Genomic DNA, 12,761 nt, shown 5'->3' with positions numbered 1-12,761 from the left:
ATATGCGTAATGTTATTCTTGTTGGCCCGATGGGCGCTGGTAAAAGCACCATCGGGCGGTTGCTGGCCAAAGAGTTGCGGTTGCTATTCAAAGACTCCGACAAGGAGATAGAACAGCGCAGCGGCGCCGATATTCCATGGATCTTCGATGTCGAGGGTGAGCAGGGGTTTCGCGAGCGCGAGCGGGCGGTGATTGCCGAGCTCTGCGAGTTGGACGGCCTGGTGCTGGCCACTGGCGGTGGTGCGGTGCTGCATCCGGACAACCGTGCAGCACTGCGGCGTGGCGGTCGAGTGGTGTATTTGTATGCCTCGGTCGAGCAGCAGCTCGATCGCACCTCGAGAGACCGTAATCGTCCATTGTTGCGTGCTGCCGACCCGGGCAAGGTGCTCAGTGATTTGTTGGCGATTCGCGATCCGCTGTATCGCGAAATTGCCGATGTGATCGTGCAAACCGACGAGCGCCCGCCGCGTTTGGTTGTGCAAGAGATCTTGGAGTGCATCGAAGAGCTTTCTCCCCGTTAAAGCGCAGGCTGAACTGCGCTATCCTAGAGCCCTTTTTACATCGGGGGCTCCATGCAAATTCTTCAGGTCGATCTCGGTGAACGCAGCTATCCCATCTATATCGGTGCCGATCTATTGCGCCGCGCGGATCTGCTGGCGCCGTATATCATTGGCCGCCAGGTGGCCATCGTCACCAATGAGACAGTCGCACCGCTCTACCTGGCTGCACTCAGGGCTGCACTTGTCGGTTATACAGTGACCGCGATTGTCTTGCCGGATGGCGAGGCGTTCAAAACCTGGGAAACCTTGCAGCAAATTTTCGATGGTCTGCTCGGCGCACGACACGATCGGCATACGACCGTGATTGCGCTGGGCGGCGGGGTTGTCGGCGATATGGCCGGTTTTGCTGCGGCCTGTTATCAGCGGGGGGTCAATTTCATCCAGATCCCGACCACGTTGCTGTCCCAGGTCGATTCCTCGGTGGGTGGCAAGACCGGCATCAACCACCCGCTCGGGAAAAACATGGTTGGGGCGTTCTATCAGCCGCAAGCCGTCTTGATCGATACGGCCAGTCTGGCCACTTTACCAGCGCGCGAGCTGTCGGCGGGTCTGGCCGAGGTGATCAAGTATGGCTTGATCTGTGACGAGCCTTTTCTCTCCTGGCTGGAGCAACACATGCCTGCACTGCGGGCGCTCGATCAGGAGGCGCTGACTGCGGCGATCGAACGCTCCTGTGCGGCCAAGGCGCGGATTGTCGGCGCGGATGAGCGGGAGGCGGGGCTGCGGGCCACGCTCAACCTGGGGCATACCTTTGGTCATGCCATCGAGACGCAGCAAGGCTATGGTGTTTGGCTGCACGGCGAGGCGGTAGCCGCGGGTACGGTCATGGCGCTGGAGATGTCGCAACGCCTGGGCTGGATTTCACTGGCCGAGCGCAATCGGGGTATTCGCCTGTTTCAGGCGGCAGGCTTGCCCGTTGTGCCGCCGCAAGACATGACGGCCGAACAGTTTCTGGCGCACATGGCGGTTGATAAAAAGGTGCTGGATGGCCAGTTGCGACTGGTGTTATTGCGTCACATCGGCGAGGCCGTGGTTACCGGTGATTTTCCTCGCGAAATTTTGAATGCCACGCTGAGCGTAGATTACGCCGCGCTGGTGGATCAGCTTGAACATTAATGAGTGTCCCATGACCAGTTTGCATGCTGACGAAGCTTTTCTCGATCACTACAAGTTCAGCCACGATCCCTTTGCGGCGCGTGTGCCGGGGTTCAAGTTTTTTCCGGCCCAGCGCAAGCCGGTCTTGGGCCAGTTGCATCACCTGGCTCGTTACAGCCAGTTGCTGCTGTTGGTCTGCGGCCCTCTGGGGAGTGGCAAGACCCTGCTGCGCCAGGCGCTGGTGGCCAGCACCAACAAGCAGGCTGTGCATAGCGTGGTTGTTTCCGCCCAAGGCGCAGCCGATACGGCGGGCATTCTGCGCCAGGTAGCCCAGGGCTTGCAGGTGCAGCAGGCAGAGTCGCAGGCGATTCTGGCGCAGGTCGGTCAGTTGGCCTTGACCGGGCAGGACGTCTATTTGCTGGTCGACGATGCGGAGCAGTTGAGTGATGGAGCGCTCGCCAGCTTGCTGGCTCTGGCGGCTGGAAGCAGCGAGGGGCGGCCGCATGTTTTCCTGTTTGCCGAACCTGAGTTGATTACGCGGCTTGAACTGCTGGCCGATGGTGAAGAGTGCTTTCATGCCATCGAATTGCAGCCTTACAGCGAAGATGAAACCCGTGAGTACCTGGCTCAGCGCTTAGAGGGCGCCGGGCGAGAGCTCGAGGCGTTATCGGATGAGCAGGTCGCCGCCATTCACGAGCAGTCCGGCGGCTGGCCGGGGGCGATCAATCAGGTTGCCCATGATTCCCTGATCGAGGCCATGCGGGTTCAACGCCGTGCCGCCAAACGCGGCGGCTTTGCCTTCAATCTGCCGCGTAAGCATCTGCTGGCACTGGCGGTGGTTGGGCTTGGGGTCTTGGCGGCTTGGTTGATGCAGGGCCGCCCGGATGGCGAGGTGCCTATGCCGGTAACGACGCAGTTGTCACTTGATCGGGTCGCGCAGCCGGTTGTTGATGCGACTGTTCCTGCTTCCGGGTCTGCTGGCGCCGGCGCACCGGCAATAGAGTTCGCGGGTAGCAATCGACCCGTCCCGCTGCCCCTGGTCGGTGAGTCTCAGCCGGTTATGCGCGAGCCTTTGGCCCGCGCTGCTGGCTTGAGCGGGGTCGAGGAGGCTGATGTCGCGGATATTGCTGGTTCGAGTGCTGTTGGTGTGCTGGTGGATGAGCGTGAGGCGCCAATTGCGTCGGTGACCCCAACGCCACCTGCAGTGCCGGTGGCCCCTGTGCCTGTGCCAGTTGCGCCGGTTGTTCCGCCCGCGCCAGTGGTGGCGCCTGCGCCGAAGCCGGTGGCGGTAACAGCTGCGCCGGCGAAGGCTGCGGCGGTGGATGATTGGTACGCGGCTCAGGCAGGTTCGCGCTATACCCTGCAAATACTTGGTGCGCGCACAGAGGGCAGTGCTCAGGCGTTTGTGCGTGAGCACGGGGCGCAGTACCACTATTTCAAGAAGCAGCATCAAGGTCAGCCGCTGTATGTCGTGACCTACGGTAGTTTCGCCACTCGCGAGGCGGCTCAGGTCGCCTTGAAAAGCTTGCCGGGCAAGGTGCAGGCTGGTAAGCCGTGGCCACGGACGTATGCCAGTATCAGGCACGAAATCGCCCAGGCCCGTTAACCGGCGCTATGTTTGGCCGTGCGGCAGTCCGGCGTGCGCCATCGATGTGCATCCGGTGACTTGCAGGTCGGTAGCATGACTGCCTGGTCGGTTCCTTCGTTTTCGCGACATAAGCTTGCGGTGGGTCGTCACGCCGATTTGTGACGACCCTGGTGGATATGTACAATGACCTCCGTTTTGCCTGCGCAAAGCTGGCACTATGCCCTGCGCGCACGGTAAGTATTTGAATTAGAACGTGATTTGCCTTTGAGAGGCAGCCTGGTGAGAGTCCCTATGAAAGCAGGTTTGTACCGTCCTGATGAGTTCAAGGATAACTGCGGCTTCGGCCTGATCGCCCATATGCAGGGCGAGGCCAGCCATCACCTGCTGCAGACCGCTATTGAAGCGCTGACCTGCATGACCCATCGCGGTGGGATCAACGCCGACGGCAAGACGGGTGATGGTTGTGGTTTGTTGATTCAGAAGCCTGACGCCTTCCTGCGTGCCATGGCCCTGCAGCACTTCGCGGTCGAGCTACCGATGCAGTACGCCGTGGGTATGGTGTTCTTCAACCAGGACCCGGTAAAAGCTGAAGCCGCGCGCGAGAATATGCAGCGCGAGATTCTGGCTGCCGGGCTGACCCTGGTTGGCTGGCGCAAAGTACCAATCGACACCAGCGTGCTCGGCCGTCTGGCCCTGGATCGTCTGCCGCAGATAGAGCAGGTGTTCATCGGTGGCGAGGGGCTCAGCGATCAGGAGTTCGCGATCAAGTTGTTCAGCGCCCGCCGCCGTTCGTCGACGAGCAATGCGGCGGACAGCGATCACTACATCTGCAGCTTTTCGCACAAGACCATCATCTACAAAGGCCTGATGATGCCGGCCGACCTGCAGCAGTTCTACCCGGACCTGGGTGACGAGCGCCTGCAGACCGCTATTTGCGTGTTCCACCAGCGCTTCTCGACCAACACTCTGCCGAAGTGGCCGCTGGCGCAACCGTTCCGTTTCCTCGCCCACAATGGCGAGATCAACACCATCACCGGTAACCGCAACTGGGCACAGGCTCGGCGCAGCAAGTTCAGTAATGACCAGATCTTCGATCTGGAAGAGCTTGGCCCGCTGGTCAACCGCGTCGGTTCCGATTCATCGAGCATGGACAATATGCTCGAACTGATGGTCACCGGCGGCATCGACCTGTTCCGCGGCGTGCGCATGATCATTCCGCCAGCCTGGCAGAACGTCGAAACCATGGACGCCGATCTGCGCGCGTTCTATGAGTACAACTCCATGCACATGGAGCCGTGGGATGGTCCGGCGGGCGTGGTGCTGACCGACGGCCGCTATGCCGTCTGCCTGCTCGACCGCAACGGCCTGCGCCCGGCGCGCTGGGTCACCACGACCAATGGTTATATCACCCTGGCTTCGGAAATCGGCGTGTGGGACTACCAGCCCGAGGACGTGATCGCCAAGGGTCGTGTCGGTCCGGGGCAGATCCTCGCCGTGGATACCGAAACCGGCCAGGTGCTCGGCACCGACGATATCGACAACCGCCTGAAGTCGCGTCACCCCTACAAGCAGTGGCTGCGCAAGAACGCCTTGCGTATCCAGGCGACCATGGAAGACAACGACCATGGTTCGGCGTTCTATGACGTCGACCAGCTCAAGCAATACATGAAGATGTACCAGGTTACCTTCGAGGAGCGTGACCAGGTGCTGCGCCCGCTGGCCGAACAGGGTCAGGAAGCAGTCGGCTCGATGGGCGACGATACGCCAATGGCCGTGCTGTCGCAGCGCGTGCGCTCGCCGTTCGATTATTTCCGCCAGCAGTTCGCCCAGGTTACCAACCCGCCGATCGACCCGCTGCGTGAAGCCATCGTCATGTCCCTGGAGATTTGCCTCGGTGCCGAGCGCAACATCTTCCAGGAGTCGCCGGAACACGCGACCCGCGTGATCCTCAGCTCGCCGGTCATTTCCCCGGCCAAATGGCGCACGCTGATGACCCTGGAGCGTCCAGGCTTCGAGCGTCAGCTGATCGACATGAACTACGACGAGTCGCTCGGTCTTGAAGCAGCCGTGCGCAACATGGCCGACCAGGCCGAGGAAGCGGTGCGCTCCGGCAAGGTGTTGCTGGTGCTGACCGACCGCAATATTGGCCCCGGCAAGCTGCCGGCCCATGCCGCGCTGGTGACCGGTGCCGTGCATCATCGGCTGACCGAAAAAGGCCTGCGTTGCGATTGCAACATCCTGGTTGAGACCGCCACCGCGCGTGACCCGCACCACTATGCGGTGCTGCTCGGCTTCGGCGCCTCGGCGGTCTATCCGTTCCTGGCCTATGAAGTGCTCGGCGACCTGATCCGCACCGGTGAAGTGCTGGGCGATCTCTACGAAGTGTTCAAGTACTACCGCAAGGGTATTTCCAAGGGCCTGCTGAAGATCCTGTCGAAGATGGGCATCTCTACCGTCGCTTCCTACCGCGGTGCACAGCTGTTCGAAGCGGTCGGCCTGGCCGATGAAGTCACCGAGTTGTGCTTCCGTGGCGTGGCCAGCCGGATCAAGGGCGCGCGTTTCGTCGATCTCGAAGCCGAGCAGAAATTGCTCGCGGCCGAGGCCTGGAACAAGCGTAAGCCGATCCAGCAGGGCGGCTTGCTCAAGTTCGTCTATGGCGGCGAATACCATGCCTACAACCCGGACGTGGTCAGCACCCTGCAAGTCGCCGTGCAGCAGGGCAGTTACGAAAAATACAAGGAATACAGCGCCCTGGTGGACACCCGCCCGGTGTCGATGATCCGCGATCTGCTCAAGCTGAAACTGGCCGAGCAGGCGCTGAGCCTCGATCAGGTCGAACCGCTGGAAAGCATCTTCAAGCGCTTCGACTCCGCCGGTATTTCCCTTGGTGCGCTGTCGCCCGAGGCCCACGAGGCGATTGCCGAGGCGATGAATCGCCTGGGTGCGCGCTCCAACTCCGGCGAAGGCGGCGAAGACCCGGCCCGTTATGGCACGGTGCGCAGCTCGAAGATCAAGCAGGTGGCCACCGGCCGTTTCGGCGTGACCCCGGAATACCTGGTCAACGCCGAAGTGCTGCAGATCAAGGTGGCCCAGGGTGCCAAGCCCGGTGAGGGCGGTCAGCTGCCCGGTGGCAAGGTCAACGGCCTGATCGCGCGGCTGCGTTATGCCGTACCCGGCGTGACCCTGATTTCGCCGCCGCCGCATCACGACATCTATTCGATCGAAGACCTGGCGCAGCTGATCTATGACCTCAAACAGGTCAACCCGGCCGCGCTGGTCTCGGTCAAGCTGGTGGCGGAGGCCGGTGTCGGCACCATCGCCGCCGGCGTGGCCAAGGCCTATGCCGACCTGATCACCATCTCCGGTTACGACGGTGGCACCGGTGCATCGCCGCTGAGTTCGATCAAGTACGCCGGCGCACCCTGGGAGCTGGGCCTGGCAGAAACTCACCAGACCCTGCGCGGCAACGACCTGCGCGGCAAGGTGCGGGTGCAGACCGACGGTGGCCTGAAGACTGGCCTGGATGTGGTCAAGGCGGCCATCCTCGGCGCCGAGAGCTTCGGCTTCGGCACCGCGCCGATGATCGCCCTGGGCTGCAAGTACCTGCGTATCTGTCACCTGAACAACTGCGCCACCGGTATCGCCACGCAGAACGACAAGCTGCGCAAGGATCACTTCATCGGCACCGTCGAGATGGTGATGAACTTCTTCACCTATGTCGCCGAAGAGACCCGCGAGTGGCTGGCCAAGCTCGGCGTGCGCAGTCTCGAAGAGCTGATCGGGCGGACCGATCTGCTGGAGATTCTGCCGGGCGAGACCGCCAAGCAGAATCACCTGGATCTGAGCCCGTTGCTGGGTAGCGAGCACATTCCGGCCGACAAGCCGCAGTTCTGTCAGGTCGACAGGAATCCGCCGTTCGATAAGGGCCTGCTGGCCGAGAAGATGGTCGAACTGGCCAAGCCGGCAATCGATGCTGCCAGCGGTGGCGAATTCGCCCTGGATATTTGCAACTGCGACCGCTCCATCGGTGCCCGCGTATCCGGCGAAATCGCCCGTGTGCATGGCAACCAGGGCATGAACAAGGCACCGATCACCTTCCGCTTCAAGGGCACGGCCGGGCAGAGCTTCGGCGTGTGGAACGCCGGTGGCCTGAACATGTATCTGGAAGGCGATGCCAACGACTATGTGGGCAAGGGCATGACGGCCGGCAAGCTGGTGATCGTGCCGCCGCAGGGCAGTCCATTCAAGTCTCAGGACAGCGCCATCATCGGCAACACCTGCCTGTACGGCGCCACCGGCGGCAAGTTGTTCGCCGCCGGCACTGCGGGCGAGCGTTTCGCCGTGCGTAACTCCGGTGCGCATACTGTGGTCGAGGGTACCGGCGATCATTGCTGCGAGTACATGACCGGCGGTTTCGTCTGTGTACTGGGCAAGACCGGCTATAACTTCGGTTCCGGCATGACTGGCGGCTTCGCCTATGTGCTCGACCAGGACAACAGCTTCTACGACCGGGTCAACCATGAACTGGTGGAGATCCAGCGGATCAACAACGAGTCGATGGAGGCCTATCGCAGCCATCTGCAGCGTGTGCTCGCCGAATATGTACAGGAGACCGCCAGCGAATGGGGGAGCAACCTGCTGGAAAACCTCGACGATTACCTGCGCAAGTTCTGGTTGGTCAAGCCCAAGGCCGCGAGCCTGAAGTCGCTGCTCTCCAGCACTCGTGCCAATCCGCAGTAACGCAGTTTCAAGCTGCACGCCTGACGCTATGCGTAGCGCGGGGCGTGCAGCTAACGTGATGAGTCTTGCAGCTTGCAACCTGTAGCTTGCAGCTGCTGTAAAGAGGTTTGCTATGACTGAACGTCTGAATAACGACTTCCAGTTCATCGATGTCGGGCGCAATGACCCGAAGAAGAAGCTGTTGCGTCAGCGCAAGAAAGAATTTGTCGAGATCTACGACAACTTCAAGCCGGCTCAGGCCTGCGAGCAGGCGCACCGTTGCCTGGGTTGCGGCAACCCCTATTGCGAGTGGAAGTGCCCGGTGCACAACTACATTCCCAATTGGCTGAAACTGGTGTCCGAGGGCAACATCCTCGCCGCCGCCGAGTTGTCGCACCAGACCAACACCTTGCCGGAAGTCTGCGGCCGCGTGTGCCCGCAGGATCGCCTGTGCGAGGGTGCTTGCACCCTCAACGACGGTTTTGGCGCGGTGACCATCGGTTCGGTGGAAAAATACATCACCGATACGGCATTTGCCATGGGCTGGCGTCCAGACATGTCGGGGGTGGTGCCGACCGGCAAGCGCGTCGCCGTGATCGGTGCCGGTCCGGCGGGCCTGGGCTGCGCCGATGTATTGGCGCGCAACGGTGTGACCCCGGTGGTGTTCGACAAGAACCCGGAAATCGGCGGCTTGCTGACCTTCGGCATCCCCGAGTTCAAGCTGGAAAAGACCGTGCTGAGCCATCGCCGCGAAGTCTTTACTGGCATGGGCATCGAGTTCCGGCTCAACACCGAGATCGGTAAGGACGTGACCATGGAGGCCCTGCTCGCGGAATACGATGCCGTGTTCATGGGCATGGGCACCTACACCTACATGAAGGGCGGCTTCCCCGGCGAGGATCTGCCTGGCGTGTACGACGCCCTGGATTTCCTGATTGCCAACGTCAACCGTAACCTCGGCTTCGAGAAGAATACGCAAGACTTCATCGACACCAAGGGCAAGCGCATCGTCGTGCTCGGTGGCGGCGACACCGCCATGGACTGCAACCGCACCGCGATCCGCCAGGGTGCCAGGAACGTCACCTGCGCCTATCGTCGTGACGAAGAAAACATGCCGGGCTCGCGCAAGGAAGTGAAGAACGCCAAGGAAGAGGGGGTTAAATTCCTCTTCAACCGCCAGCCGATCGCCATCGTTGGCGAGGACCGGGTCGAAGGCGTCAAGGTGGTCGAGACCCGTCTCGGCGAGCCGGATGCCCGTGGTCGCCGCAGCCCCGAGCCGATTCCCGGTTCCGAGGAAATCATCCCGGCCGACGCCGTGCTGATCGCCTTCGGCTTCCGGCCAAGCCCCGCGCCCTGGTTCGAGCAGTTCACCATTGCGACCGACAGTCAGGGCCGCGTGATTGCCCCGGAACAGTCGCAGTTCAAACACCAGACCAGCAACCCGAAGATCTTCGCCGGTGGCGACATGGTGCGCGGTTCCGATCTGGTGGTGACGGCGATCTTCGAGGGGCGTAACGCCGCCGAAGGCATCTTGGACTACCTCGGCGTCTAAGCTGCTGCGCTCGCTACGCTTAGCGTGAAGTAGTGGCAAATCGTCGCAATGAACAAAAGGCACGGCACCCGCCGTGCCTTTTGTTTGGTGGTCTGCGAAAATACCCGCACTTTTATGCCGACGACTTATTGCTCAGGAATTGCCATGACCGCCCTGAAGAACGACCGTTTCCTGCGTGCCCTGCTCAAGCAGCCCGTCGACGTCACTCCGGTGTGGATGATGCGTCAGGCCGGCCGTTATCTGCCGGAGTACCGCGCCAGCCGGGCCAAGGCGGGTGACTTTATGAAGCTGATGATGAACCCCGAGTTCGCCTGTGAAGTCACCCTGCAGCCGCTGGATCGCTACCCGCAACTGGACGCGGCGATTCTGTTCTCCGATATCCTGACCATCCCCCATGCCATGGGCCAGGGCCTGTACTTCGAGACTGGCGAAGGCCCGCGCTTCAAGAAAGTGATCAGCACTGCCGCTGATGTCGAGGCCCTGCCGATTCCCGACCCGGAAAAAGACCTCGGCTACGTGATGGACGCCGTGCGCACCATCCGCCGCGAGCTGAACGGCCGCGTGCCGCTGATCGGCTTCTCCGGCAGCCCCTGGACCCTGGCTACCTATATGGTCGAAGGCAGTTCCTCGAAGGACTTCCGCAAGTCCAAGGCGATGCTCTATGACAACCCGCAGGCCATGCACGCGCTGCTCGACAAGCTGACACAGTCGGTCATCGGCTACCTCAACGGGCAGATCCTTGCCGGTGCCCAGGCGGTACAGATATTCGACACCTGGGGCGGCAACCTGTCGTCGGCGGCCTATCAGGAGTTCTCCCTGGTCTATATGCAGAAGATTGTCGATGGCCTGATCCGCGAGCATGACGGGCGCAAGGTGCCAGTGATCCTGTTCACCAAGAACGGCGGCATGTGGCTGGAGTCCATGGCGGCGACTGGCGCCGATGCCCTCGGCTTGGACTGGAGCTGTGACATCGGTGAGGCGCGGCGCCGTGTCGGTGGCCAGGTTGCCCTGCAAGGCAATATGGACCCGACCGTGCTTTACGCCCAGCCCGCGGCCATTCGCGCCGAAGTGGCCCGCATCCTCGCCAGCTATGGTCAGGGCTCGGGTCATGTGTTCAACCTCGGCCACGGCATCACCCCGGAGGTCGACCCGGCCCATGCCGGCGCTTTCCTCGAGGCGGTGCATGAACTGTCGGCGGCCTATCACCGCTAAAGCGACAGAGCAGCCAGGCGCCTGGTAAAGCGCTCCTGGCTTGCATCCGGGCTACAAAGAGGCCGCGTAACAACACTGTAGGAGGCGCGCCCCCGCGGCGAATGCAGCCCGCAGGGCTGCCCGGCTATCGCCTGGCGAGCACGGGTTAACAGCTCGCCCCGAGGTCGGGCCTCCCACAGGAATACAATCCGGGTCTTGCATAGCCGCTCAGGGCCTTGGTGCGGTCGCCAGGCTTTGCTGTTGGTCCAGGCTATTGGCCATGCGCAGCAGCAGGCGGTGGCCGATGCTGTTGCTCCAGTTGAAGCTGTTCTGCAGCACCACCACGGCGGTCTTGTTGCGGGTATCCAGGCCCAGGTAGCTCGAATAGCCCGCCACCAGGCCGACCTGATAGGTGATCTGCTGGTCGTGGATGTCATCGACTATCCAGGCGATCGCCGGCGCTTCCCTGGGCCGCTCGAGGCGCACCCGCAGACTGTCGCGCAAGGCCGCGTCGCGGTGCACATCGCCGCTGCCGTGCAGGTGCGCGGCGGCATAGTCGAGCAGGTCGTCGGCGGTGGAGTAGAGCGCCGCGGTACTGTGCAGGATGTTGCTGAACTGCCAGTCGGGAACCGGGCGGCCTCGGCGGATGAACTTCGGCTGGTCGCCGGCATGCCCGCGAGCGCGCTCGGCATAGCCGGCCAGTTGCTGCGGCTGGTAGCTGGTGTTGCTCAGCTGTAGCGGACCGAGGATACGCTCGGCGGTCAACTCATCGATGCTCTTGCCACTGCGCAGCTCCAGCACGTGGGCCAGCAGGGCGTAACCGATATTCGAATACTGCGGCGCGACCTGCCTGGGCTTGCCGAAATCGGCCAGGTAGTCGAGCAGATACGCTTGGTCGAAATGCCGGTAGAAGCTGTTGCCAGTGAACAGATATTCGATGAAGTAGCTCAGCGTCCGCGGGGTCATCGGCTGGCGCGGCAGGCCGGCGGTGTGGGTGGCCAGTTGCAGCAGGGTGATCGGCCGGGCGTCCTCGCTCAGCGGCGTGCCGGCGGGCAGCAGGTGTTCGAGGTCGTCATCCCAGCTGAGCAGGCCATCCTCTACCAGCATGGCAGCGAGGTTGCCGACGAAGCCCTTGCTCAGCGAGCCCACGGCGAACAGGGTGGTGCCGTCCGGAGTGGCGCCGTGTAGCGAGTCGCTAACGCCGTAGCCGAACACCTGCTTGCGGCCATCGGCGCTCAGCACCCCGACCACGATGCCGGGCGTACGCTTGCCGTCGATCAGCGGCTGGGCCAGGGCATCCACCTGGGCGCGCAGGTCGCGGGGATTGGCGACTTCATGGTGAATGCGCTCGGGTGGATCGATCTGCTGTTGCGAGAGGGTGCCGCAGGCGCTCAGACCAAGCGCGAGCAGGATAGCGCCGAGGGTTGTGGCGGATGGATAAATACTCAACACGGGACTACAAGGCCTTATATCGGGCGCGGTGATCGGCCGCTGCGCAGAGTGCGGCGGTGTTACCTCGATGCGGCGCCGCGTGATTGCCGCGCTGGGCGCCGAAGGGGAGGCAGGGCTGGGCGCTGCTACTCGACCTTGACCAGGTTGCCCTTGAGGGCGACCCCGGCCATGAGCGCGCCAGCGTGGCATTCGTACTTCTGGCTGTCCTTGTATTCGATGTTCTTGTAATTACTGGCGAGATCCACCACGGCATTGGCGCCGGCCGCCTTGGCGGCATTCTGCAGGCGGATCAAGGCCGATTGCAGGACCCAGCGGCAGGCGGCTTCGTCGCTCTTGTTGAAGGCGTTGGTCTTCTGGCTGGTGGTGATCCCAGACTTGAGAATGCTGACCTTGCCCGCTGGCTTGGTGCCGGCCAGGTAGAACTTCACGCTGCCATCCAGGCGCCCGGCATTCAGCGCTTCCTGGACGACGGCTTCGAACGGCAGGAAGTGGGCGGTGTCCCGGGCCTGGCTCACGGCTGGGAACAGACTCAGGCAGGCTACGGCGAGGATCCAGGGTTTGGCGTTCATGGGTTGCTCCTTGTTATGAGGCTTTACTGGGAACT

8 protein-coding genes are annotated in these 12,761 nt (G+C 62.3%); 6 read left to right on the top strand and 2 right to left on the bottom strand.

Features of this window, described 5'->3' with window-relative positions; all coding sequences use genetic code 11:
* Window positions 1–2 precede the first annotated feature (2 nt).
* The 6 genes from aroK (at window position 3) to hemE (ending at window position 10,726) form a co-directional block, all read left to right on the top strand.
* Window positions 3–521: a shikimate kinase AroK gene (gene aroK / locus VCJ09_RS21325; protein WP_324732031.1), complete on the top strand. Its 519-nt coding sequence runs from the start codon at window positions 3–5 to the stop codon at window positions 519–521.
* A 51-nt stretch (window positions 522–572) separates the two neighbouring features.
* The gene (gene aroB, locus VCJ09_RS21320; protein WP_324732030.1) at window positions 573–1,676 is read left to right on the top strand and encodes a 3-dehydroquinate synthase; all 1,104 of its coding nucleotides are present in this window, start codon (window positions 573–575) and stop codon (window positions 1,674–1,676) included.
* A 10-nt stretch (window positions 1,677–1,686) separates the two neighbouring features.
* Entirely contained in the window at window positions 1,687–3,261 is a 1,575-nt protein-coding gene (locus tag VCJ09_RS21315) for an AAA family ATPase (RefSeq protein WP_324732029.1), read from the top strand.
* Between the two features lie 273 nt (window positions 3,262–3,534).
* Window positions 3,535–7,983 carry a glutamate synthase large subunit gene (gene gltB / locus VCJ09_RS21310; RefSeq protein WP_324732028.1) on the top strand — a complete coding sequence of 1,483 codons (4,449 nt, stop codon included), beginning with the start codon at window positions 3,535–3,537 and terminating at the stop codon, window positions 7,981–7,983.
* Window positions 7,984–8,095: 112 nt separating this feature from the next.
* The gene (locus VCJ09_RS21305) at window positions 8,096–9,514 is read left to right on the top strand and encodes an FAD-dependent oxidoreductase (protein ID WP_079203417.1); all 1,419 of its coding nucleotides are present in this window, start codon (window positions 8,096–8,098) and stop codon (window positions 9,512–9,514) included.
* Window positions 9,515–9,658: 144 nt separating this feature from the next.
* The gene (gene hemE, locus VCJ09_RS21300; RefSeq protein ID WP_079203416.1) at window positions 9,659–10,726 is read left to right on the top strand and encodes a uroporphyrinogen decarboxylase; all 1,068 of its coding nucleotides are present in this window, start codon (window positions 9,659–9,661) and stop codon (window positions 10,724–10,726) included.
* Window positions 10,727–10,933: 207 nt separating this feature from the next.
* On the opposite strand, the gene VCJ09_RS21295 is transcribed toward hemE, so the two are convergent.
* Together VCJ09_RS21295 and VCJ09_RS21290 are read right to left on the bottom strand one after the other, a co-directional pair.
* The gene (locus VCJ09_RS21295) at window positions 10,934–12,154 is read right to left on the bottom strand and encodes a serine hydrolase domain-containing protein (RefSeq protein WP_324732027.1); all 1,221 of its coding nucleotides are present in this window, start codon (window positions 12,152–12,154) and stop codon (window positions 10,934–10,936) included.
* A gap of 128 nt (window positions 12,155–12,282) precedes the next feature.
* The gene (locus VCJ09_RS21290) at window positions 12,283–12,726 is read right to left on the bottom strand and encodes an excinuclease (protein WP_324732026.1); all 444 of its coding nucleotides are present in this window, start codon (window positions 12,724–12,726) and stop codon (window positions 12,283–12,285) included.
* Window positions 12,727–12,761: the final 35 nt, after the last annotated feature.

Source organism: Pseudomonas paeninsulae (assembly GCF_035621475.1).
In the GTDB taxonomy this organism is placed as follows: domain Bacteria; phylum Pseudomonadota; class Gammaproteobacteria; order Pseudomonadales; family Pseudomonadaceae; genus Aquipseudomonas; species Aquipseudomonas paeninsulae.
This window is presented reverse-complemented; position numbering and strand designations above follow the sequence as displayed.

Coding starts and splice junctions, on each gene's coding strand:
- aroK (WP_324732031.1), top strand. CDS start 3: ATGCGTAATGTTATTCTTGTTGGCCCGATGGGCGCTGGTAAAAGCACC.
- hemE (WP_079203416.1), top strand. CDS start 9,659: ATGACCGCCCTGAAGAACGACCGTTTCCTGCGTGCCCTGCTCAAGCAG.
- VCJ09_RS21315 (WP_324732029.1), top strand. CDS start 1,687: ATGACCAGTTTGCATGCTGACGAAGCTTTTCTCGATCACTACAAGTTC.
- gltB (WP_324732028.1), top strand. CDS start 3,535: ATGAAAGCAGGTTTGTACCGTCCTGATGAGTTCAAGGATAACTGCGGC.
- VCJ09_RS21305 (WP_079203417.1), top strand. CDS start 8,096: ATGACTGAACGTCTGAATAACGACTTCCAGTTCATCGATGTCGGGCGC.
- aroB (WP_324732030.1), top strand. CDS start 573: ATGCAAATTCTTCAGGTCGATCTCGGTGAACGCAGCTATCCCATCTAT.
- VCJ09_RS21290 (WP_324732026.1), bottom strand. CDS start 12,726: ATGAACGCCAAACCCTGGATCCTCGCCGTAGCCTGCCTGAGTCTGTTC.